Annotated in this window: 18 protein-coding genes and 1 pseudogene; 10 read left to right on the forward strand and 9 right to left on the reverse strand. The window is 60.9% G+C overall.

Annotation, left to right across the window (positions count from 1 at the left end; translation table 11 throughout):
* The first annotated feature begins 308 nt into the window (after window positions 1-308).
* Both MC45_RS07345 and MC45_RS19915 read left to right on the forward strand, forming a co-directional pair.
* Complete coding sequence (locus MC45_RS07345) at window positions 309-2,498, forward strand: xanthine dehydrogenase family protein molybdopterin-binding subunit (protein ID WP_081974374.1); 2,190 nt, start codon at window positions 309-311, stop codon at window positions 2,496-2,498.
* Between the two features lie 252 nt (window positions 2,499-2,750).
* Window positions 2,751-3,947 carry a GGDEF domain-containing protein gene (locus MC45_RS19915; protein ID WP_281177491.1) on the forward strand — a complete coding sequence of 399 codons (1,197 nt, stop codon included), beginning with the start codon at window positions 2,751-2,753 and terminating at the stop codon, window positions 3,945-3,947.
* Between the two features lie 687 nt (window positions 3,948-4,634).
* Here MC45_RS19915 and MC45_RS20050 read toward each other — a convergent pair.
* Entirely contained in the window at window positions 4,635-4,892 is a 258-nt protein-coding gene (locus tag MC45_RS20050) for a DUF6894 family protein (RefSeq protein ID WP_425423998.1), read from the reverse strand.
* A gap of 139 nt (window positions 4,893-5,031) precedes the next feature.
* Between MC45_RS20050 and MC45_RS07360 the strand changes: the two genes are divergently transcribed.
* The gene (locus tag MC45_RS07360) at window positions 5,032-5,274 is read left to right on the forward strand and encodes a hypothetical protein (protein ID WP_038661343.1); all 243 of its coding nucleotides are present in this window, start codon (window positions 5,032-5,034) and stop codon (window positions 5,272-5,274) included.
* Window positions 5,275-5,355: 81 nt separating this feature from the next.
* On the forward strand, window positions 5,356-5,751 hold the full coding sequence (locus MC45_RS07365; protein ID WP_038661346.1) for a hypothetical protein: 396 nt from the start codon (window positions 5,356-5,358) through the stop codon (window positions 5,749-5,751).
* Window positions 5,752-5,780: 29 nt separating this feature from the next.
* On the opposite strand, the pseudogene MC45_RS07370 reads toward MC45_RS07365, so the two are convergent.
* Window positions 5,781-6,407: pseudogene (locus MC45_RS07370) on the reverse strand (SOS response-associated peptidase family protein).
* 506 nt (window positions 6,408-6,913) lie between these two features.
* Between MC45_RS07370 and MC45_RS19920 the strand changes: the two are divergent.
* On the forward strand, window positions 6,914-7,951 hold the full coding sequence (locus tag MC45_RS19920; RefSeq protein ID WP_038661352.1) for a methyl-accepting chemotaxis protein: 1,038 nt from the start codon (window positions 6,914-6,916) through the stop codon (window positions 7,949-7,951).
* Window positions 7,952-8,131: 180 nt separating this feature from the next.
* The gene (locus tag MC45_RS18585; protein WP_052075559.1) at window positions 8,132-8,326 is read left to right on the forward strand and encodes a hypothetical protein; all 195 of its coding nucleotides are present in this window, start codon (window positions 8,132-8,134) and stop codon (window positions 8,324-8,326) included.
* 198 nt (window positions 8,327-8,524) lie between these two features.
* On the opposite strand, the gene MC45_RS18860 is transcribed toward MC45_RS18585, so the two are convergent.
* From MC45_RS18860 to MC45_RS07400, 5 genes are all read right to left on the reverse strand, one after another.
* Window positions 8,525-9,142: an energy transducer TonB gene (locus tag MC45_RS18860; RefSeq protein ID WP_081974377.1), complete on the reverse strand. Its 618-nt coding sequence runs from the start codon at window positions 9,140-9,142 to the stop codon at window positions 8,525-8,527.
* Between the two features lie 307 nt (window positions 9,143-9,449).
* Window positions 9,450-11,003, reverse strand: coding sequence for a recombinase family protein (locus MC45_RS18865; protein WP_081974378.1), 1,554 nt, complete (start codon window positions 11,001-11,003; stop codon window positions 9,450-9,452).
* Window positions 11,004-11,819: 816 nt separating this feature from the next.
* Window positions 11,820-12,326 (reverse strand): hypothetical protein, encoded by a 507-nt coding sequence (locus MC45_RS07390; RefSeq protein WP_156143795.1) that lies wholly within the window; start codon window positions 12,324-12,326, stop codon window positions 11,820-11,822.
* Window positions 12,323-12,562, reverse strand: a complete 240-nt coding sequence (locus MC45_RS07395; protein ID WP_038661358.1) for a helix-turn-helix transcriptional regulator — start codon at window positions 12,560-12,562, stop codon at window positions 12,323-12,325. Before MC45_RS07395 ends, MC45_RS07390 begins: the two co-directional genes overlap by 4 nt.
* Before the next feature lie 464 nt (window positions 12,563-13,026).
* Entirely contained in the window at window positions 13,027-14,187 is a 1,161-nt protein-coding gene (locus tag MC45_RS07400) for an FAD-dependent monooxygenase (RefSeq protein WP_038661360.1), read from the reverse strand.
* Window positions 14,188-14,238: 51 nt separating this feature from the next.
* Here MC45_RS07400 and MC45_RS07405 point away from each other — a divergent pair, with 51 nt between their 5' ends.
* Both MC45_RS07405 and MC45_RS07410 read left to right on the forward strand, forming a co-directional pair.
* Entirely contained in the window at window positions 14,239-14,901 is a 663-nt protein-coding gene (locus tag MC45_RS07405; protein ID WP_038661363.1) for a TetR/AcrR family transcriptional regulator, read from the forward strand.
* Window positions 14,902-14,912: 11 nt separating this feature from the next.
* Window positions 14,913-17,726, forward strand: coding sequence for a M1 family metallopeptidase (locus MC45_RS07410; protein WP_245640871.1), 2,814 nt, complete (start codon window positions 14,913-14,915; stop codon window positions 17,724-17,726).
* A gap of 103 nt (window positions 17,727-17,829) precedes the next feature.
* Here MC45_RS07410 and MC45_RS07415 read toward each other — a convergent pair whose 3' ends face one another.
* Entirely contained in the window at window positions 17,830-18,405 is a 576-nt protein-coding gene (locus MC45_RS07415) for a TetR/AcrR family transcriptional regulator (protein WP_245640872.1), read from the reverse strand.
* Between the two features lie 117 nt (window positions 18,406-18,522).
* On the opposite strand from MC45_RS07415, the gene MC45_RS07420 reads away from it, so the two are divergent.
* Both MC45_RS07420 and MC45_RS07425 read left to right on the forward strand, forming a co-directional pair.
* Complete coding sequence (locus MC45_RS07420) at window positions 18,523-19,221, forward strand: glutathione S-transferase family protein (RefSeq protein ID WP_038661370.1); 699 nt, start codon at window positions 18,523-18,525, stop codon at window positions 19,219-19,221.
* A gap of 50 nt (window positions 19,222-19,271) precedes the next feature.
* On the forward strand, window positions 19,272-19,670 hold the full coding sequence (locus MC45_RS07425) for a VOC family protein (RefSeq protein WP_038661373.1): 399 nt from the start codon (window positions 19,272-19,274) through the stop codon (window positions 19,668-19,670).
* Window positions 19,671-19,938: 268 nt separating this feature from the next.
* Here MC45_RS07425 and MC45_RS18595 read toward each other — a convergent pair whose 3' ends face one another.
* Window positions 19,939-21,168, reverse strand: coding sequence for a hypothetical protein (locus MC45_RS18595; protein WP_156143797.1), 1,230 nt, complete (start codon window positions 21,166-21,168; stop codon window positions 19,939-19,941).
* Window positions 21,169-21,200: the final 32 nt, after the last annotated feature.

The raw sequence follows: 21,200 nt of genomic DNA on the forward strand, positions 1-21,200 counted from the left end.
TATAAGGTTCGTTCGCTGCGTCTGGTGGGCGGCTCGCGCCTAAGTGCCCCTGATATCGCGGCCCGTCGCTGCAGAGATCACTGAATTAGCAGCCAGATAAACTGACGCGATGGCGCGGGTCGCGGGATCTGACCCAGAAGCAGTCATCCGAACCGCCCTGCCCGCTTCCTAACTCCAGACATTCATTAATTTCCGCGTATACGCATCAATCCATCGCGATAAATTGAGGACACCGCTGCTTCGCTACTCTCCGCGGAGCATCCGCGTGCTCCGGCACGTTGAACCCTCAGGCCAGACAAGGTGCTGAGATGGCAGCTAGAATACTCAACAACCCCACCACATCCGGCATTCGGCAACGGAGCGCTTCGGGTGTTACCCGGATCGGTGCGCCGCACACGCGCGTCGATGGGCCAGAAAAGGTCTGCGGGTTTGCCGAATTTCCTGGCGACGTATCGCTACCCGGCGTGGCGCATGCGGCATTAGCGGTAAGCGCCATCGCCCGTGGCCGCGTCACGTCGATTATACGCGACGCCGCGGAGGCAATGCCAGGTGTTCTCCTGATCCTGACTTACAAGGACGTAGGCGACGCCATTGGTCCCGTCGGCCATTTGATGGAAGGCGGCTATGCGAACAGCAGTTGGCGTCCGCTTGCCTCGCCTGAGATCCGCTACGCCGGCCAGATCGTCGCGATGGTCGTGGCGGAGACGTCCGAGGTCGCTATTGCGGCTGCGGCGGCCCTCCGCATCGGTTATGCGGGGCAATCACCGGTTGCGGCCTTAGCCGATCCGCGCTGTACAACCGAGCGGCTCGCGGATGTGAGCAATGAGCACCATGACCGCCGCAAGGGCGACCTTGATGCGGCCCTCGCCGGCGCAGCGGTCCGGGTGGAGGCGCGCTACTCGACGCCAGTCCAGCACCATAATCCGATCGAATTGCCGAGCACGACCTGTCGCTGGGACGGTGACCACCTTACGGTGTATGAGCCGACGCGGTATCTCGGCGCAGCACAGCACGGGCTTGCCGCACAGCTTGGCATCGCTCCTGATCAGGTGCGCGTCGTTTCCCGCTTCATCGGTGGCCATTTCGGCTCCAAGCTGGCCCTGTCGCAGCACACCGCAATTTGCGCCCTCGCCGCGCGCCGGCTCGACCGGCCGGTCAGGCTCGAAGTCAGCCGCCGTGATCAATTTACGGTCGCCAACCATCGCACGGAAACGCAGCACCGTATCCGCCTGGGCGCGGCGGCCGATGGCCGCCTGCTTGGTGTCGGGCACGAGGCCGCGACCGTCAGCTCGCGCTTCGACGATTTCGCGATGGAAGGGACGGATGTATCCACGGCGCTGTACGCGGCGGACGCGGTTGCAGCCGAGGAGCGGCTCGGGCGGGTGGACCGGAATACGCCCGGTCCGATGCGCGCCCCGCCGGAGGTGCCGTTCCTGTTCGCGCTGGAGAGCGCGATGGACGAACTGGCAGATGCGCTGCAGATGGACCCCATCGAGCTGCGACGCCGCAACGACACGGCGACCGATCCGGTCACGGGCAAGGCGTTCACGACGCGGCCGCTGATGCGCTGCTTCGACGCGGCGGCCGCCGCGTTCGGCTGGTCCGAGCGGTCGCCCCGGCCTCGCGCCACGTTACGGGACGGATGGTGGATCGGCCATGGCTGCGCAGCAGCAGCGCGACCGGTCAAGATCGGGCCGGCGTCGATCCGGGTCGCACAGGATAGCGAGGGCAACATCCGCGTTGAAACCGCGCATCACGAGATCGGCAACGGTCTGTACACGCTGCTGGCGACGATCGCGTCCGAGCGGCTGGACGTCCCGCTCGACCGCGTCACGGTCGTGCTCGGCGATACCGCATTGCCCGCGGCCGGGATATCGGGAGGCTCGGCTACCACCACCAGCCTGGCGAACGCTCTGGCCGAGGCTTGTGCGGCGCTGCTCCGCAAGCCTGAAGGCGCGCGAGAGGTCCGTCTGGATTATCTGCCGGCGGGTGCGAAGCCAGATGCGCTGGCGGCGCTGCAAGCCGGCCATATCAAGCTCCTGACGCTGCCGGAGGACGGACTTGCCTGGGCCTTCGGTACGCATATGGTCGAGGTTCGCGTACATGCCTTGACCGGCGAGGTGCGCGTGCCGCGCCACGTCGGGGCCTTCGCGGCGGGGCGCGTGCTCAATCCGATGACCGCCCGAAGCCAGTATCTCGGCGGCATGGCCTGGGGTCTGAGTTCGGCACTGCTCGAGAAGACCGAACTGGACCCGCGCACCGGCATCTACATGAACCGTGATCTCGCCGAATATCTCGTCCCGACCTCCGCCGATATTGCCGGACAGATGGCGATCATGGTGGCTGATGACGACGCCGCAGTGAATGCCGAGGGGATCAAGGGGCTGGGCGAGATCGGCATCATCGGTGTCGCCGCGGCCGTGGCCAATGCCGTTTTCAACGCGACCGGAGTGCGCCTGCGCGACCTGCCGATCCGACCTGAGGCGATGTTAGGCTGAACAACCAGGCGCATTTCTATCCGCAAGCGCGTGCCTTCCACGCCACTACGACCCGCTGCCCGCGCTGACGCAGAACCAGACACTAAGCCGCCACGTGCCGCTCGCCAAGTTTGGCCGTCCGTGTATCTCAGCCGCTCCACCGATGTGAGGCGCCCAGCGGCGCAGTAAACCTACTCGATTGACCAAAATTTAACCCCAGAACGGCATGCATTAGAGGCGCTCCCCGGGGGGGGATGCCTGGGAGGGATGTTGATGCCGCATGGTATTGGTGTGCTGCCACGTTGGGCTGTCACACGCTGGCTGGTTGAGTGCGCTGGAGAAGTTCCCGCTGAAATCCGCCCTTCACTCGTTCAGGGGCTCTATGGATCACTGCCGATCTTTATAGGCGGTGTGTTCAACACCATTCTGGTCTCATCGATTGTAGCTACTCGTCTCCCCAAGCCAGCGTTCCTGTTCTGGGCGCTGCTCGAAGTCGGCTTGGCGGCATTACGCCTGCCGCTGCTCATCAAAGGGACCCGCGCCACGAAGAGCGGAGGCCGCGCACATATAGATCTCTACATATTTGCTGCGGTATGTTGGGCTGCCTCGGTAGGCTATGGATGCTTCATTACGGTGCTCAGCGGTGACTGGCTCGCCGCGACGCTCGTCGTCCTTTCCGCAGCGGCTATGGCGGGCGGCGTGGCATTCCGGAATTTTGCGGCCCCTCGGCTCGTGACGATCATGATCTTTCTTAGCCTCGGGCCGTGCGCCATGGCCGGGGTCATATCCGGCGAGCTGATTATGCTCGCGACGGCCCTCCAAATTCCGATGTACATCTACGCCATGAGGCACGCCGCCTATCGTTTAAACGCCATGCTGGTCCAGACCATGCGGTCGGAGCGCGAGAACGGACGTCGCGCACGGCACGACACCTTAACAGGCTTGTTGAACCGCGCGGGTCTCGAAGAAGTCGTTGCTTGCCGCGCCGGCACGCCTACTGGCACCACGCTATTTTATATCGACCTCGACGGCTTCAAAGCAATCAACGACAGGCTCGGCCATGCGGCCGGCGATCAACTTCTAGTCGAAGTCAGCAAGCTGATGAGGCAGGTGACCCCTGCAATGGACGTCATCGCCCGGATGGGAGGCGACGAGTTTATTATTCTTGCCGAAGAGATGGACGCTGCCACCGCTGGTCGAACGGGACAGCGTCTCATCGACACGCTGTCTCGCACATCATTCGTGTTGAACGAAACCGCGGTGACGGTCGGTGCGAGCGTAGGCATCGCGATCGAAATGGGTGCCCAGTCGGACTTTCCGAACTTGCTGCTTGAGGCGGACAAAGCCCTGTACGATGCTAAGCTCAAAGGACGCTCTTGCGCTGTGCTCGCTCCCGTCAAGTCGCCGAGGCTATACCTCGCCTCCGATCAAGGCCTACAGGTGCAATCCAGCAGATCAGCGGCACACTGAAACGAAAATCTGCAACAACTTATCGACTATAAGTTCGCGCTTACAGAACCCGCACCTATTAGCGCGCGTCGAGGGCTTCGACCCACAAGTGGACATTCAGCCCACCCTTCCCGCTCCCAACTTCGGACGCTTGTTCATCGTCGCGAACGACCAGCTTGCTACCTCGGCCATCCACTGACGAATATCGTGATCTGGGGGGGGGGGTGGAACAGCCGCTTTCGGGTGTCGACCGACCGTAAGCGGTCGTATATTCAGGCGGGCGGGCCGATCTCAGACAATGGCGACCTCGTTCCACGAGATGATTCGGCAGTTCGGCCATACCGGAGCGTGGTCGGACGGCTTGGTTAGTCGCGGTGACGGCCTACCGATCCTACGCACGGCGATGATGGAAGCCGGGGAGCGCCGCAGCGACACGGCGCCCGTCCGCCTCGCGCTGCGCACGTTGTGGACGCATTGCTCCGAGCGGTGGCCGCTGGTGAGTTCGGGGACTCGTCGCAGCAGTCGAACGAGATAGGCCGATCACACGGTGTGACGGCGGCGTTCAACGGCATAATCCGGCAGCTTCGGCGATCGGGTGCATGAACCGACGAGGTACAGACATAACAAAGGGAGCGAGCCCCCCCTTTGCGATCACCGAGGCGTTCCCGTTCAGCCTAGCGGACGATGAGGGGAGCCGATGAACCCGGTCTAGTTGGTCTGGCCTTCTAGCCCCCTGCTAGCCGCCGTTGACTGCCCATCAAGATGGATCTCCCACATGATCAATCCTGTCTCGTCGGTGACGGTAACACTCCACGGGCGAGATCCCCAAAAGATCTCCGGCGCATCCTGCATCATCTGACCACAGGTTTGAATCGCTGCCTTTCGAGCCTCGGCATATGATCCATACTCGGCGCCGTCCGTGTCTGTGTGGCGAGCGTCGGTCTGTGTGTGGAAGAAAAAGCGCACTATCTGCTCCGTCGTGTGACGCGGTGGGAGTTGGAGAAGAAATCACTTCGTTACCCAGTTGATCCGACCCGATCTCCCGTATCGCCAGCACATGCGAGCTGGGATGCAATTATTAAGGTAGCGCGCGGATGCTGAAGCGATGGCGACTTACATCCACACGCCCGACGAACTTGGCGACCTGCTGACGACGCTGCTGGCTGGTGCTGCGGGAGGGACGAAGGAGGCATGGGCGGAAAAGGTCGGCGTCGTCGAGAAGCTACCTATTGCGATGAACGTTCGTTCGAATTGGCAGGTCGCGCCGTCGGGAAAAGCCGCCGACAAGAAGGCTATCGGCCAAGCGGTCGACATCGTCCGTGCGCAGCATCCTTACGTAGCGGGATAGTTAGCCCGGCCGGGTCCGATGTGGCTAGCAGACCGTTAAGCCTTCCCAGTGCGATCATGCGCGCGGACACGGAGCCAGGATATGTCACTGAAGGATCTCATTGATGGCGCTGCCAGCGCTGCTGGTTCCGTTGCTGCGGTCGCCGCTGATCCGGTCGATCCGGCCGCAGAGCGATCAGCGTTGCTCGACAAGCTCCATCAGGCTCGAACCGCGTTTGACATGAATCAGTCCACACAGTCCGGCGGGCAGTGGCTTGCCGCTGACGACGCAGGACGCGTGGCATTCACACCTACGCGTCCCGATTGCCAGCCCATGGTCATAGGTGGGCAGGCGGTGACGTTCTGGAAGGTTGAAGAGCTCCCGGAGGTGCTTGATGCGTTCGAAGCGGCGATCAACGCCGGTGAACTCGATCCGCAGCTTACAGGTTCGACGCCCGCGGGACATTCGCTTCCACTGGAGCGTCTTGCGCCGCGGTGAGCGATGCTTGTTCATCGCGTTTCTGAGCGTCAGCGTTGCGATCGCGTTGGAAACGCCGGTCCGCGAACAGTCATCTTCTCGGCCGGATATGGCCGCTGCAGCGCGAGGACATCCTCATAGCTGCCGCGCAGCCACCGATCCCAGTCCCCTTCATGTAGGATCGTTATCATCGCCTTGGGATGGATGGGGGAGATTAACTCGTTCGGATCTCAGGTCACCATCGTGAACCCCGATCCCTTCGCTGTCTGCTGCCAGAACCCGGCGACAGCAAACATCGGCTGGTCCGGCACATCGAACCACATCTCGCCCTTGATCACCGGCCCGTCGCCAACCTTGTGCTTGTCGGGCGTCCATTCGCAGAACTCCGTCAGCGGGATGAGGCAGCGATTATGCGGTTCCGCCGCTAAGCGGCGCCATTGTGGCAAGCCGAGGTTGCGGACGTTAGTCATCGGCCACGCAGCGCCCCCGCCAAGGACATCCCACAGCATGAGGTCTACGGCACGGCGGCCGCTCTCCTCGCGGATGATGAACGCCTTGCTCTTCGGAAACAGCTCGACCGGGTCCTTGTTCGGCCGGGTTACGTTCTGCGCCCAGCTCGCCCCGAAGCGCTCGAACAGCGTCTCTGGCTGGCTCGACAGGCGGGCGCGGTTGCACATGCAATCAGCCTATACCTTCACGCCTCGAGATCGTCATCGTCGTTGGCGAAAGTCTGACCTGCGCCACGAGCGACCAATATCGCGGTGAGCTGCTTCTTGATGCTCATCCCGGAGATATGGCTCAAGACGTTCGCATGTCCCTCCCGCAACAGCCGCTCGCGAATGTCGTTTACCGAATGGCAGGCACCCGCTCGGGCTAGCTGAAAGGCACGCTCGATTGTGCTGAGCTCAGAGCCTTCGCTCACTGAGTTCTGCCGTAATGTGAGTCGATCTTCGTTGTCATTTGCGCAGCGTGGCGATTCAGTGCCCCTCTGGCAAGCCGACCGCGCGAGAGGCGCGCCGCACTTTACAACCCGCTTTTGGATGGGCTCCGTCCGTGTCAGGCTGGAAACGCCCGCGGCTTCGTAGCCGGGCTATCGGCGTCTTCCCTGGCTAACCCAAGTTGCCGGCTAACGGTGATTTAACGATCAAGCAGTAGGTTCTTTCAGTCTTCCTGAAAGTCGATCATGCCCCGTCGGATCCGCTCATTGTTGCAGTCACTCAGCAACGAAGTCACTGCGCACGCGACGAAGGCAGAGGCAATAGCCGGACAAACCAACCTATTAGCACTTAACGCCACTATAGAGGCTGCGCGCGCGGGCGATGCAGGCCGGGGTTTCTCCGTTGTCGCTCAGGAAGTGAAAAGCCTGGCAGGCGTCGCCCGGTCATCGGCCACCAAGTTCCGCGACGAAGTCCTCGAATACCTTCATCACGGCTCCGCGATTGCGGATGAACTGGCGCGAGACATCGAGGGTGGGCGCCTAACAGATCTGGCACAATCGATAGCTGACACCCTTGCTCGGACGCTTTACGACCGATCAATTGATATTCGCATGCTTGCGACAGACTACAGCGTTTGCGAGGCCTTACTGCTCAATCGATCATCGGCGCGGGCGGAAGCGCGAGCATTGAGCAGGCTCCGCAAGTTGCTCGAATGCTCGCCCTATTTTCTAAATGCCTTTGTGGTGGACGCAGAGGGCGACGTTGCCGTGTGCGCACACGACAACGCCGCCGTCAAAGGTGTCAACTTCAAAGGGTACGTACAGTATCAGCGTGTCATGTCTGCCCCGCCAGAAGTCGACTGGATTACCGACGAGGTTTGGAAGAACCCTTGGTCTCACGGCCGTTGCGTCTTGGTGTATGTCGCACCTGTACGCGTTGACGGAAAGACGATTGGCGCGTGTTATTTGGAATATGACTTCGAAGGGCAAGCTGCCAGTATCATGAACGTCGTCAATCGAACCGCCCGCGACGCGATAGCGTCAATTGTAGATGCGCAGAACCGGGTAGTCGCGACGACAGGCGCATACCGTTATCATGCCCCCTATTCTTACAAAGCTGCCGATGGATCGGGAGAATTGATGGATGGGTTGAACTTGGCGCAGGCGGCGGTGAGAGCCGAGCATGAAATAAGCGGCCTTGATCTGCGCTGCGTCATCGAAGAGCATGTCGACACCGAGGAGCAGATCGCACGGACGCTTCAGGAGCGCGCACGGTCGAGTTGATGACTAAGCCAGCAGTGTATCACGTCGACACGGTAATCAGAAACAGGCGAGGTCCTGGCCGCAATAGAAATGGAATTGCTCCGTCCCCGTCACTAGAATGGAGTTTGGGCCAGACCCGATTGACGCAGCCTTGGCGCGGATGCAGCTTGAACGTCCCGATAATCGAATGGAGGATGTTTCATGCGCAAACATGTGTTCGCTGCGATCAGTGTCGGCCTTCTCGCTACCGCCGCACCATCGGTCGCGGCACCCTGCCGCGATGCCAAGGGGAAGTTCATCAAATGCCCGGACAAGGCCCCGACGAAAGCGATCCGTTGTAAATCCGCCAATGGTAAGTTCGCGAAGTGCGGCACAGCTGGTGCAAAGCCGGTCTGACGAATGGGTTGAGCTGATCGGTTTTCAGCGACGGGCATCAATTAGGATGAAGGGTGACATACCGTGGCGGTGCCCGTCGCGCCTATGGCTAAGGATCAGCGTGTTGGTTGACGCTGCGGAGCGGGGCGGCAGAACAGCGGCGTAGGCGACAGGCACCGCAGACTACCCGCCACCTGGCAAACGTCACCTCGGCAACGTTCAGCGTCGGTCTGTCGGGGGCGCGATGTCGAACGCCACGGTTTGAGTTCGCACCACACGCCAGGCGTTGCCTACTTTGTCGCGAGCGGGTGCAAATACGTATCGTGCGGACATCGCTTGGCATGCGGCAACGTCAAACGCGGGGAAGCCGCTGGATACTAGAGGCGCACATTTCTCAATGTAGCCTTTGACATCAACGATGTACCGCAGCGTCATCGATATGCTTTTCTGATTGCCTGGTAGCTTTGCCACATAGAGCGTTACGTCAGCGGGATATGTGTCCGGCTTTTTGCCGTGCAGCGTCCAGGCGACACCAAATCGATAAATCCCCGCGATCGGCGCGCCGGCCTCATCATTCGCGGCCTTGAACTTGCCACGATGCATCGCAGCAGCGCACGTCTGTCCGTCAAGATCTGGCGCTCCGCTGGAAACGACGACGTAGCAGGCTTTCGGCCGTCCAGATTTGTCGACGAATATGTCTGCTTGGGTCAGCCCTGACGCCTCTGCGAAAATCGCCACGTCAGGATACTCGACGCCGGTCAACCAGTCCGCCTGATTGACAGGACTGGGCGGAGCAAAGTCCAGCTCACTGGCAATGGCGACTAAAATCCAGAGCACAGATTAGCCCCCCCCAATTTCGCGATGTGATTGTGCCAAGGCAAGGGACTGACGGCAATATCCTGAAGCTCGGCCTACGACATGCACCGGATACGGCCTACCTACGCCAGAAACAAAAGAGCGACGACGAACGCGGCTGCGAACGGGAGGAAGACGGTAGATTTTGCTGGCACGCCGCGTCGGCTATCGGAACATCGCGCTCCGCGCAAAGCCTGCTGGCGTGAACTGCGAGCTATCGCCAACAAACCGGATCAGCTTCACCCCTTCAGGCCGACAAACGTTGTCACCGGTATAGGATGAGAGGTGCCTACCATGACAGGACTACGTCGCAGTCGGTATGGATTTGCCCTAGGCAGTTGCGTGTATCGACAACCGCTACGGAAAAAGTCTTTTTGAGCCACCTGTTGAGTTCACGCCTTTCGGCCGGCGACGAGATGCCATCATCAATCGCAGCTAGAATTTTGCTCTTTTGAGCCCTATCCAAGGTAAGCTTCGTTACACCATAATCTAAGAGGTAATCTAGCCGATCTTCTGCTTTCGCCAATACGAGATAGCGATTGTAGCTGATGCCTCCACCGCCGGTGATAGCGTTGGCCTGCACCGCTTTTTGCGCCTCATAAAGGTCTAAGATCGCAGCGAGTATCGCCTTCTTCTCGTGATGATAAACGGCTTTCGGCTCGATCGTGCGCAGCCAAACACGCAACGCTTTGAGGAATTTACCCTCATGCAGGCTGTAATCAACCTCTGGGGAGGTGCATTGATACTTTACTAACGCTGCTTGGCATCGAAGCACCGGCGTACCATTTGCACCGAAGGCTTGGTAACGAACCACGGCGCCGCATTCCGCGCAGCGCATTAGGTCGGCTAGGATGCTATTGCGAGCAACACTGCCACCTCGTCGACGCTTACGTAAAATCTCTTGTACCGCTAAAAACCTGTCTGGTTTTATCACTTGCGGGAAATATCCGGCGATCAACCTCGCTGGCCGTGCGTATCGAGCGTGCGTATCGTCATTCGCGACGAATAGGGGAAGCACACCGGTCACGCGGGGGTTTCGCAACAGGGTGGACACGGTAGGACCACTCCACTGGTGATCGCCCCGCCATCTCCGAACCCCACTTTCATTAAGCGCTTTTGCAATCTCGGCGGCAGATTGCCCTTTCAACGCTGCCGCAAATACCTGCTTCAGTAACGCTGCCCTGCCTTCATGCGGAGCGATCTTCTTTGTAGCAGCATCCACTACAAGCCAGTCAGGGACATGGCTGGTGATGAGGTCCCCTTTAGGCGTCTCGCGCTTCCTCTTCCACGCCTCGCAAGCACGCACCGACTTCATTGCGCTTTCTTCATTAGCTCGGGCGAAGACGATCAATGCATATAGAAGGGAGATAGGCTCTTTCGCCAACGTTTCCGTCGAATAAATGCGACGATCTACCAACGATACAACATTAATCCCGGCCAGTATCAATTGGGATAACAGACTTTGTGCCATAAGTATGTGGGCACGGCTTAGCCTATCAAGGCACTCTATAAGCAAAAAGCTACCACTTGGCACATGCTCGCTCCGCACAGCTTGTAGAAATTTGGCAAGCGCTCCGGTCTCAGCGTTCTTTCCACGAAAGCCAGACACGCCAAGATCTCGTATTGTGAGGCTTTCGTCGAGGTGCAGATCGTGCGCTTTAGCATACTCCGTAGCCATTAAATGCTGGCGGGTAATGCTATCGCCCGACCACTGCGCCGGACTGCTGAAGCGCTGATACGAATAGGCGATGGGACGCGCTGCGGTAGTTGGGTCGCCCATACGATCCTTCGATGCTGCAAAGGCATTATGCCGGATCACACCGTCATTCCCAAGCTCTTGCATTTTGTCCGTTTCGGACTATGCGGCATTTGTGAGACAGGATGATGATGCCCAGCTTGCTGTACGCAGAGCCGAGAGTGAACGACAGAAGCTGCAAAGGCGAGACGAAATCTTCCGTCAATTCCCGTTGGATCACGGTGCATGGAACATTCTCCTCTTTGCGTTCGTGACACAGGGTAGCCGGTTTTCGGTCGGGGATGCTTGCGCCCATAGCGGCTTGCCAAGAACTACCGCTCTACGGCGTATCAGTGAGCTAGAGGCCGCAGGTTTGATGAGTCGACAGACAAACGACTTTGACCGGCGCGTTGATTGGCCAGCCCTCACACCCTTGGCGTTAGATTTGCTAACGACGTATTTCAAAGCAGATTGAGAAAACCATCGGCCTGTCGCTATGCCTGATCTACGGCGTCCAACCTGTGGCAACATGACGAAGCTTACACACCGTTCCAGAAAGGCTTTGAGCCTCCTGCCGTCAATGCGCGACAGCTTCAACTGAAAGCGAATAGATGGTCCACAACCCAACTTTTTTGCCGTTCTATGGCACCTGAGCCAATAGCAGCTTCGAAGCGGGTACGAGCGCCTCCGGGTGGCCGGGTTTCGGCAAAGGATGACGCTCAAGCAACGACGCTAAATGTTTTGAGTTGGTTGAGAGCCGCCCTGCCCGAGCGGAGCTGACCCACAAGTGGACATTCAGCCCATTCTTCCCGCTTCCAAACTTCGAACGCTTGTTCATCGGCGCGACCGACCAGCTTACCCCGGCTATCCACCGACGAATGTCGTGATCTGGTGGGGAGAGCGGTCCAACGGCTTTTCGGAACGCTAGTCCTCGTCGTTGAGCGGCCGTGTGTGCCAGCTTGCGTGAAGCGTCGGCACGGCGCTGAACAGCGCCATCATGTAAAACGCGAATGCGGTAAGTTCTTGTTGAGCGACAAGGGCTGACCACACTTGCATCGCGAGGAGGCCTACGGTTAGCCATATGCCTGCGAATGCCGCCACCGCCACCGTCGCCAGTCCGACTAGGAACGAGTCGCGCCGCTGCTGCCGCTCGAATTCGTCTGCGCGCTCGCTAAAGCGGCGCAGCGGACCCCAGATTGGCATGAGGTTGGCGATGAAGAAGCCCACCATGATCAGCGCATAGCCGATCCAGTAGCTGCGGTCCGGATTCACAACGCACCAAAACAGTCCTGCACTCGCCACGACCAGCGCCACCACGGGCGGCCAGCGCAAATGCCGCTTGCGCTGCATGCCCGCAGCCATTGCAGGCACGCCGGTCCACATCACTGACTGATCTAGCCAAGCTAGAAAACGGTGCTGTCGGTTGCTCATTGTTCCACTCCGATCCGCCGCAAGCTGGCGCCGATTGCTTCGAACGGGGTCAGCGAAAAGAGCAGCTCTACCGGTACGGAGAACACCGCGGCGACCTTCAGCGCCAACTCGAGGCTTGGCTTGTAGTCGCCGCGCTCAAGGTAGCCGATCGTCTGCGGATTGACGTCCACCGCCTCTGCAAGCTGCCGGCGTGACAACCCATGCTCAGCGCGAAAGACAGCAATCCTGTTGTGCATAATCTCATTCGAGCCCCGAATCACTACGATTCGTTGTCTTTACACAACATTTTGTGAATGCCGTCAACACCGTTGGTGCGGTTGGGTACCGGTCAGGCCGCCTTCGCGTCGATGTGATGCAAAACGTTTGCCTTTAGGATCTGGAATGGCCGACATCGCTTCATCGTGATGAACGGACGTCCGCTTTCCAGGGTGCGAATTACCCACCGGAACGTCCGAAGATGGGCGCGAGCGGACGATAAGCTGAACTAAGTTCGTGCTTTCGAGTATATCATCCTCGGCATGATCCGGCGCTCTCATGACCCAATTGCGGTCGTTCCCGCCCCTGGCCGCCTCGCAGACCCCGGCTGTTTTTTAATTGTGAGGAGATGATCAGCGGCGCCAACCTCGTCCGTGGGCGGCGAGAGTTCGAGCCAATCACGCGCGCGATTGATCGGAGCGCTACACGCCGCCTGGCGAGCAGGCTACCAACCCATATCGCCTGCCGCGATCTCTCGATCACGCTCGGCAAGCTCTGCCTCGTCCGCCGGGCACATGGTCGACATGCCTTCGCTGGCCGCACGCTCCTGAATCTCTTCGACGAACGGCCGCAACCCGTCTTCATAATGACGGAACGCGGACGCATGATTGTCGGGATAGCGCTCCAGCGCGGATGCCAGACGACCGGCACCGATGATGGCCATCGAACCGCCGAGGCCCGCTAGCGGCGAGACGCAATACCCCGCATCCCCCACCAACACGACCCGCCCGCGAGACCAGCACGGCATCCGGATTTGATTGATCCGGTCAAAATAGAAATCGTCGTCCCCGGCGACGGATGCAAGCATGGCCGGCACCTTCCAACCCAGCTCGCCGAACTGTTCCTCGATCAACTGGTGCTGCTGCGCGCGATCGCGATAATCATATGCGATCTCGCTCTCCGTACGGAAACCGAAGCCGATGTCAGTACGATCATCATAGCCGTTAAGCATCGCCATCCGCCCGGGCGTCCGGAAAACCTCTGTCGTATCGGCGGGGAGCAACCCGGTGTCCGGTACGACCTTCAGGAAGAAGTACCCGCCCATGAAGTAGGTGAACTGATCGCCACCACCGAACACCAGCCGCCGCGTGTTCGACCGGTTGCCATCGCACCCGACGACCAGCGCGACGTCACGCCGCTCGCCATTGTCCAGGGTCACTTCTACCCCGTCGCCGCGCTCTTCAAGCCCCGTCATCGACCGGCCAAATAGCAGTTCGACATCGTCCGCCACCGCATCGAACAATATGTCCAGGAGGTCGTCGCGATGGATTTCATAGCGTACCTCGGAGGCTTGATCCCCGCTCACGCCCATGGAACCCAACGTGGAGTCATCCGCATTCTTGAACGCAAAGCGGCGAGACGGCAGCGCCCTGGCCCTGACACGGTCAACGAGGCCCATCCGCTTGAGGATATCGATCGTCTCACCCTCGATGTCGACGGGCGTTCCACCACGCCGTAATCCCTGCGCCGCCTCAATGAGGGTGACGCGATAGCCAAGCCGGTTCAACCCATAGGCGGTTGCAAGACCGGCAAAGCTTGCGCCGCTGATGAGGACGGCACCACGATCGGGAAGAAGCTCAAGCGTGTTGCGGGTTGACGGAACCATAAGGGCATCTCCAACATGGATATGTCACAGACATATACCGGGTATACTTAGATGAGCAATACAACGAATGATGCGCAGATGGACCGTCGGACCCGGAAGCGCCTGGCGACCCGCCAAGCCATATCCGACGCTGCGACGTGCCTCTTCATGGAGCGTGGTTTCGATCAGGTGACGATCGACGAGATCGCGAACGCTGCCGATGTCGGGCGCATGACGGTGTTCAATCACTTTCCCCGCAAGGAGGACATGTTCTTCGATCGAGAAGAGGAGGCACGCAATCTCGCGTTTGACACGATCCGTTCGCGCCCATCAGGAACCTCGCCGATCGAAGCCCTGGGCGCACTGGCCCACCAGATGATTGAACAGCCGTCTGAGGCCTTTCCTCTATTCGAACATACGCAGGCCTTCGTCGAGACGGCACTGGCCAGCGAGACGTTGAAGGCGCGCGGGCGCCAGATGCGCGACCATTTCGTTCAGGATTTGGCCGCCCTCTTTGAAAAAGAGCACCCCGATTGGGACGATGATATGCTCGCCTATTTGGCCGCCGGGCTGATCGCCTCGGCATGGAGCACGGCGTTCCTACGCGCGCACGCCGAGCTCAGCCGTACGGGCGATGTACAGGCAGCGAAGCGCGTGTTCCTCGCCATCATCGACCGAGGCATCGTTGGCACGCTTGCCGCGCTTGACGGCAGACCCCTGTTAGGCACGACCTGACCAAGTTGCGGATGTTCAAGCCGGATAAGGTAAAGCTCGATATCGGACATCGAAAAAATCGTGAAGCAGCGATGGGGTTGAGAAGAGACGGTTCGATCAATCGACACGCGGCGCGCTATGGCCTTAGGATCGCCGCTCCACCGCGACAGGGGGCCGAACTGCATTTCATCGACACGCGCCGCACACTTTTACGCTCGGCGATGCTCGCCCCAATAGGGTTTTGGACCCCAGGAAAAGCCCTCGCCGCCGGCATGGCGGCGGATGGCGACATCGGACGGGGCATTTCGATCGAACTCGCGCAGCGGCGCGCGGCGCAGATCTCAGCGATCCACTACGACTTGTCGCTCGACCTGACCGCGGCGGACACCGCAACGGGCACCGTCACGATACGCTTCGATCGTGTGCAGAACGGCAGTGATCTGGTCTTAGACTTTCGCGGACCGGTGTTGGCCGATTTGACCGTCAACGATCGCCCGCTGTCCACCACAGGGCGGGTCGACGGCCATCTCGTCCTGTCCGCAGCGCTCTTGAAGACCGGCGCCAACGTGGTCGCCGCGCGGTTTGCAACGCCGATTGCGGCATCGGGGGCGGCGATCATCCGCTATCACGACGACAAGGACGGCCAGACCTATCTCTATACGTTACTTGTCCCCTCCGACGCCAACCTGCTATTCCCGTGTTTCGACCAGCCCGATCTGAAGGCGCGGTTTCGCTGGACGCTGACAGCGCCACCAGCGTGGACGGTGATAGCCAACGGCCCGCTCGACACGCAACAGCCGACGACCGGCGTCACGCGTTGGCGCTTTGCTGAAACCGAGCCGATACCCACCTATCTGGCCGCCTTTGCCGCCGGGCCCTGGACGCACTGGACGTCGGCACCAGCGGGGGAGCGGCCGATCAACCTGTACGCGCGGACCTCGCGTCGTGCCGAGGTTGACGCCGAGGCGCAGATCGCGACCAACCGCGCTGCCGTACGCTGGCTCGGCGACTGGTTTGGCGTCCCCTTCCCCTTCGCCAAGCTCGACCTGCTGCTCGCGCCGGCCTTCCCGTTCGGCGGCATGGAGCATGTGGGCGCGGTCTTCTACAACGAGGATCGCTTCATCTTCCGCGAACCCCCGACGCTGCCGCAGCGGGTCGGCCGCGATGCCACCATCTATCACGAGATCAGCCATCAATGGTTCGGCGACGATGTCACGATGCGCTGGTTCGACGACCTGTGGCTGAAGGAGGGTTTCTCGACCTACATGGCCGCGCGCATCCAGGCCGAGCTTCAGCCCGACAGTAACGCCTGGACCACCTTCTTGCTGTCGACCAAGACGCCCGCCTATCGGGCCGATGCCACCAGCGGCACGCAGGCGCTGTGGCAGCCGCTAGACAATCTCGATGCCGCAAAGAGCAATTACGGTCCGATCGTCTACAACAAGGCACCAGCGGTCATCAAGCAGCTCGCTTTCCTAGTCGGCGAGACGGGGTTCCGCCGCGGCCTCAACCGCTTCCTGAGCGACCACGCTTATGGCAACGCGACCTGGCAGGACTTGCTTGGCGCGGTCGGTCGCGCGTCGGAGTTCGATCTGACCGCCTTCGGCAGCCAGTATATGCTGCGCGCCGGCCTTCCGCGCGTGGATACGCAGATCGAGGTGACCGGCGACAGGATTGGGTCGCTGACGCTCGTCCAGCGACCGGTGCGATCACTTCCCGGCGACCGCGGCGGCGCATGGCCGATGAAGGTGCGCGTGCGGCTGGGCTATCGGGACCGGGCGGACGTCGTGCTCGACGCAGCATTCGACGGCGGCAAGGCCATCGTCGCGGGGGCGGCGGGGCTCCCCGTCCCGGACTATGTCTGGCCGAATGACGACGATCAGGGATATGGCCTGTTTCTGCCCGACGACCGCACCGTCACCTGGATCGTCAAGAATGTGAGCACGGTGAAGGATTCCCTGCTGCGCGCGCTGCTGTGGAGCGCGGTGTGGGACACGGTCCGCGATGTCCGCTTCGCCCCGATGCGTTACATCGCCATGCTACTCGATCACCTGCCCGCCGAAATCGACGAGCAGATTTCGCGCACCATCCTGTCGCGTGGCGCGACTGCGCTCGACGTCTACCTGCCCGACGACGCGTCCGCACCGCTGCGGCCCCAGTGGGAACAGGCGCTGCTCGCCCGCATCGACGACCCCACCCTCGGCTACGGCCTGCGCAAGGATGCGCTCGATCGTTTGATCGCGACCGCGCGGACGCCACTTGCTCTCGCCCGGTTGCACGACCTTCTCGCCGGCCGCGCAACATTGTTCGGTGCCGCGGTCCGCCAGCCGACGCGCTGGGCGATCGTCCGCCGCCTTATCGCCGTTGGTGCGCCCGACGCCGCGGCGCTGTTCGCCGCCGAGCAGCGGCTCGATCGATCAAGCGAGGCGGTGAAGGACGCGTTCGTCGCCCGCGCCGCCACGCCTGACCGCTCGGTCAAAACGTCCTACTTCAGCCGTTACTTCGACGATGCCGCGCTCAACGAGGCATGGGCAAGCGAAAGCCTTGGCGCGTTCAACACGATCGAGGAGGCAGCTCTTACCCTGCCATTCCTCCGCCCTGCGCTCGACCGACTGGAGTGGATCCGCCAGAACCGGCGGATTTTCTTCCTGCCTGCCTGGATCGACGCATTCATCAGCGGCCAGCGCGATCCTGCGGCACTCCAGGTGGTTGACGGGTTTCTCGATGCGCACCCCGCCTTGCCGATCGACGTGCGCCGCAAAGTTCTGACCGCGCGCGACGAACTGGCCCTGACCGTCCGCATCAGAGCCGCGACATTCGAAGGGAGAGCCTCTTCAAGCGAATGAAGACCCATTTTCGGCCATTCAGCTCGTATCCCGCCCATCCCCGAACCGGCCACTCGTTCATGCCTGCGCGCGTGCTGCTGCGCGACGCAGGATAGCTAAGAAACTAGCTAGGAAGCGGCCCCGTCTCGCGATAGCTTTCGATCAGGGCATCGAAAACGGCGATGTCGGACCTGCTGCGTGCGATGATCTGTGCGCCGGCAACTGCCGCATAGATCGCGCTCGCCCGAGCCTCGACGTTTTCCGGCGATCCAATTCCCGCGGCAGCGAGCTGTTTGCTAAGCCATGCCTCGTTGACGTCGGCGAACGCCTGAACCTCCTTCAAAACCGGCTGGGGCAGCACTTCATGCTCAGTCGCCATGAAGCTGCTGAGACACATCCGATTGTCGCGCTCTAGGGACGCGCGAAAGATGTTAGGGTAGTGCCTTAACGCGTCCATGGCATCCTTCGCGTCGGTCGAGATCGCCTCGAGAACTCGGGCGATATCCTCCCAGTAACGACGCGCCACCGCCTCGCCGAGCAGAGCCTTGTTGGCAAAGTGGTAGTTGATGCTCGCCGCCTTGATGCCGACCGCCGCTGCAAGTTCGCGGAAGTTGATGCCGCCATAGCCGCGCGTCATCGCCGCCTCGCGTGCGGCCAGCAGGATCGCCTCCCGCGCGTTCTCCTTCATCGTCACTGCCATCGCGTCACCTCCACCTGCCATATGGCAGGCAGGGGTTGACACCGCAAGATCGCAGGCGCATTCAGGACCCTGCCATCTGGCAGACAGGTGACATGATTGACGAAAGCGAGATCTCCGATGGCCGACAAGCTGGCGCTCTTCACCTCCCCTTCCGCCTTCCCCAATCCGCAGCGTCTGCGCATCTTCCTGCACGAGAAGGGTATCGCCGACCGGTTCGCCGAAACGGTGTACGACATGTCGCCCGTCGGCGAGCAGCGCGGATGGCGGCACCTGAGGATGAATCCCTGGGGCGAAACGCCGACGCTGGCGCTGGCGGACGGGTCGTTCCTCAGCGAGACGTCCGCCATCGCGCGTTACCTCGACGACACTTTCGAGGGCCGCAAGATCATGGGCGAGACGGCGCACGAGCGTGGCCAGGACCAGATGTGGGACAACCGGGTCTGGGTCCACATCCTCTACCCCATCGTCACCGCGTTCCACGTCCTGCACCAGGGTCTCGGTCCCAAGCTGGAGCTGACGCACAACCCCGCATGGGGCGAGCATTCGCGCAAGGTGGCGCTGGCGCATGCGGCGCTGGTCGACCGGCATCTATCGGACGGGCGCGCGTGGCTGCTGGGCGGGGATCAGCCAACCTTCTCGGACATCACGCTGGCCACCGCGGTCGCGTTTTCCAAGTACCCCGTCAACGCCACCCCGCTCGACGAACGCTTCGAACATCTCGACGCGCTCTGGCGTCGGTGGCAGACCCGGCCGACCTTCCTGGCCGCCTATGCCGACAAGCAGAGCGGTGTTCCGGAACTGGATGATCGCCCGTAGCGCCGGCATCACGCGGTTCATCAGGTAACGTCCTACGCAGGAGAACGAATGTGCTGTTTCACACCATGGTCGGATCGAACGACATCGAACGGTCGAAGCACTTTTACGATACCGTGCTCGGCACGCTCGGCGTCGGCGAACCGACGCGTAATATCGCCAACAGCGGCCATACCCGGCTCATCTACAATGATGGCAACGGGACGAACTTCATCGTCAGCCAGCCGATCAACGATGAACCTGCGACCATTGCGAACGGCAGCACCGTCGCCTTTTCGTGCAAGTCACCCGAGCAGGTAAAGCAACTGCACGATACCGCAGTGGCCAATGGCGGCACCTCGATCGAAGCCCCGCCCGGCCCGCGCGAGACGGCGTCGATGGGTACGATCGAACTCGCCTATTTTCGCGATCCCGACGGCAACAAGCTTTGTGGGATTCACTTCCCGAACTAATCAGCATGATTGCCAGCTGGCTTGTAGGCGCCGCCCGTCTAAGACCTCGACGGGCGGCAGGCTCTGCACCAAGAAAGTACAGCAGACGATACCGTCCTCGACGACCCACATCCGGTCATTTGCGGCCTCTTTTCAGCTCTCAACCTTCTGCCATTCATTCATGTTGGCAGCGGAGGAGGTGCCGAGCCTCAGCACTGCCCGCTGCCCCGCCAGCTTTCCCAAAAAGGATCGTGTTTCGAGAAGCGCCTAAGCTGACACCTTGCCGATATTATGACACCCGCTTGCAGTTTGGCGTGTCGATGCTCGTCGCGCCCTTCGCGTCGAACCACACCGTTCCGTTCGACACCATCGCCAATCCGTCATGAACGAACATCTCATGCGGAACGGCCAGCTTCAAACGTGACAGGAGGCATGGGGTAAATATCTCATCCCAGCGTCGGAACAGCTCTTGCCTGGTGCGGACGAGACCCCGGCGGCTACCGATGTTCAAGGGAAATGAAGTCGCCGATGCCGCTTCAGTTTTGTTGCCGGAAAGCGCGCCGTCTATGAATTGTCGCGCTCTTGCCTCGAACACGTTCGCCGATTCCTTCGTCACATCCTCGTACCGGCTGGCCCCTTGCGGCCCACCAATGAGATTCATTCCGAGCGTTACCGGCAGCGTCGTTGTGCCCTTCGTCCATGTTCCCACAAGCGACGTAGAATTATAGAATGTCAGAGGCGGTTTTGATGCCGGGCTGACGGTCTCGAAGTGTAGATTAAACGTTGATCCGTCATCACCATGCAGGACAAGATGATCCCCATCCATCCCGCCGGTGAGTCCTATGTCGATGGGGTTCCGTGCGTAGAAGTAGTGGCCGGCGACGAACTCGGTGTGGTTCCTCACCGTCATGTGCGCGCCGACGCCATACGGGCCAATGGACCCGTCCAGGCCCTCCTCATCGACACCGGGGACCGCCGCGCCATGCTTGATCGCCGTGCTGGAAGTGTCGGTCATCTGACCGGCATCCTCCCCTATGATCTGTTTCCCGGCGATAGCTTGCAGCCTCACAGCCGGTGAAACAGTCGGATTATTCGGGTAGCCATGCCCGTCATAGCGCAAGCGCGCCTCATATCCGCGAACGATGCCTCCACCAGCGACCATTACTCCCAGATCACGCCACCCATGCGTAGTTGTCGGCAGAACGCGCACGGGGGGTCGGGCGACGGAGATATCGGTGATTTCCCGGTAGCCGGTCGGCGTCATGGCCAGCACGTAAAGGTCGCATCCCCCGCTGCCACAAAGGTCGGCTTGGCCGCCACCTTCGGACGTGGCCATTGCGTAGATCAGCGCCTCCGGCTTCTTGTCCCTGTCCAGGTCCGCCAACGCGACGGTGTAGCGCGTCAGCTTGTGATCCCGGATGAAGGCCGCGACCCCGGAAGGCGCTGTTGGAGCGGCCATCCCTGCGGCCGTAATCAGGCCGACGATTGTAGCTGCGGAATAAACGGCCAGACGCTTCAAGACAGCCTCCACTACGAAATGTCGCGACGCGT

The organism is Sphingomonas taxi, assembly GCF_000764535.1.
Taxonomy (GTDB): domain Bacteria; phylum Pseudomonadota; class Alphaproteobacteria; order Sphingomonadales; family Sphingomonadaceae; genus Sphingomonas; species Sphingomonas taxi.

Bases quoted from the DNA above. Each gene is read 5' to 3' on its own strand.
- MC45_RS19920 (WP_038661352.1), top strand. From the start codon at position 6,914: ATGCCCCGTCGGATCCGCTCATTGTTGCAGTCACTCAGCAACGAAGTC.
- MC45_RS07365 (WP_038661346.1), top strand. From the start codon at position 5,356: ATGTCACTGAAGGATCTCATTGATGGCGCTGCCAGCGCTGCTGGTTCC.
- MC45_RS07360 (WP_038661343.1), top strand. From the start codon at position 5,032: ATGGCGACTTACATCCACACGCCCGACGAACTTGGCGACCTGCTGACG.
- MC45_RS18865 (WP_081974378.1), bottom strand. From the start codon at position 11,003: ATGCAAGAGCTTGGGAATGACGGTGTGATCCGGCATAATGCCTTTGCA.
- MC45_RS19915 (WP_281177491.1), top strand. From the start codon at position 2,751: ATGCCGCATGGTATTGGTGTGCTGCCACGTTGGGCTGTCACACGCTGG.
- MC45_RS07390 (WP_156143795.1), bottom strand. From the start codon at position 12,326: ATGAGCAACCGACAGCACCGTTTTCTAGCTTGGCTAGATCAGTCAGTG.
- MC45_RS07405 (WP_038661363.1), top strand. From the start codon at position 14,239: ATGAGCAATACAACGAATGATGCGCAGATGGACCGTCGGACCCGGAAG.
- MC45_RS18585 (WP_052075559.1), top strand. From the start codon at position 8,132: ATGCGCAAACATGTGTTCGCTGCGATCAGTGTCGGCCTTCTCGCTACC.
- MC45_RS07395 (WP_038661358.1), bottom strand. From the start codon at position 12,562: ATGCACAACAGGATTGCTGTCTTTCGCGCTGAGCATGGGTTGTCACGC.
- MC45_RS07415 (WP_245640872.1), bottom strand. From the start codon at position 18,405: ATGGCAGTGACGATGAAGGAGAACGCGCGGGAGGCGATCCTGCTGGCC.
- MC45_RS07410 (WP_245640871.1), top strand. From the start codon at position 14,913: ATGTTCAAGCCGGATAAGGTAAAGCTCGATATCGGACATCGAAAAAAT.
- MC45_RS07420 (WP_038661370.1), top strand. From the start codon at position 18,523: ATGGCCGACAAGCTGGCGCTCTTCACCTCCCCTTCCGCCTTCCCCAAT.
- MC45_RS07400 (WP_038661360.1), bottom strand. From the start codon at position 14,187: ATGGTTCCGTCAACCCGCAACACGCTTGAGCTTCTTCCCGATCGTGGT.
- MC45_RS07345 (WP_081974374.1), top strand. From the start codon at position 309: ATGGCAGCTAGAATACTCAACAACCCCACCACATCCGGCATTCGGCAA.